Source organism: Vibrio sp. VP6 (assembly GCF_028823755.1).
In the GTDB taxonomy this organism is placed as follows: domain Bacteria; phylum Pseudomonadota; class Gammaproteobacteria; order Enterobacterales; family Vibrionaceae; genus Vibrio; species Vibrio parahaemolyticus.
In genome coordinates, this window is sequence record NZ_JAPEID010000153.1 from 1 (window position 1) to 993 (window position 993).

Below are 993 nucleotides of genomic sequence, written 5' to 3' on the forward strand. Positions count from 1 at the left end.
ACAAAAATTTTTACTATGCTCTTGTTCTTTAACAATTCGCGCCAAGGCAGACCGTTCGCCGCTATCGCGCTCGTCGAGATGACGACATGATACGGACGTTAGAACGGCCGACGAAGAGGCCACGTAGCATCATTGCTGCGGAAAAAATGCTCTTCAATCACACCCATCCGCAAAGCGGCGGAGGCTGGGCGTTGTTCATAAGCCGGAACAACTCAACGTGCAGGCTTTTATCAACGGTTAAATGAAGAGCAATATTCATGACAGCTAAAGTTCGTTGCTTTAAAGCAAAGCATAAAAATCACAAGCTCTGTGCGAGAGCATTAAGAACCAAAACCGAGCGCGCGACATCCAGCTCACGGGACATGACGCCCGTCAAAACGATGGGACTGCAATCTCCCGACGACGACACGCTCAATACGCTATTATCTTCGCTGTTCCCGCAGCAGTGATCCGCTTGTGCTTTCTCAGCAGAGAGCACAGCCGGATCTCTAAAGCCGATCATTACACCTTGCTTATTTAAGCAGCCCCATTGGGTCACACCAATGGGGCTTTTTTGTTTTCAGAAAAGAGGAATACCTAATGAAAGCCAATGGCCGAATCAAAAACCTCAGCAAAAAAGAAGCTGAGCACGCTAAGCGGCAAGCCCACGCCCGTCGCCAACTCGAAATCATGCAAGAACTGCGTGCCCTAGGGCTCAATCCTTTTCTCGACGCCAAACTTATCACGCAATAACGCAGCACTTTTTTTAAGAGTGCTGCGTTATTTCTATTTGGAGAACTGTTATGTCTTTGATTCAAAAACTTAAGCGCTCCGGCGAGCACCTACTATTAGGTGTCTCGGTCGGGTTGTGTTCGTTTGCTGCCAATGCATCGAGTACCGGCCTTCCTTGGGAATCCCCCTTAGAGCGCATTGTGGATTCGATCACCGGCCCCGTCGCTTTTGGTGCGTCTGCCCTCGGCATTGTCGCGGCCAGTGTGGGCTTGATCTTCGGTG

General features: G+C 49.9%; 2 protein-coding genes. Both read left to right on the forward strand.

Going from position 1 to position 993, the window contains the following annotated elements; genetic code table 11:
• Positions 1-579 precede the first annotated feature (579 nt).
• Positions 580-732 carry a hypothetical protein gene (locus OU793_RS24610; RefSeq protein ID WP_153641527.1) on the forward strand — a complete coding sequence of 51 codons (153 nt, stop codon included), beginning with the start codon at positions 580-582 and terminating at the stop codon, positions 730-732.
• A gap of 50 nt (positions 733-782) precedes the next feature.
• A partial coding sequence (locus tag OU793_RS24615) for a TrbC/VirB2 family protein (RefSeq protein WP_274647916.1) occupies positions 783-993 on the forward strand: 211 nt, incomplete at its 3' end.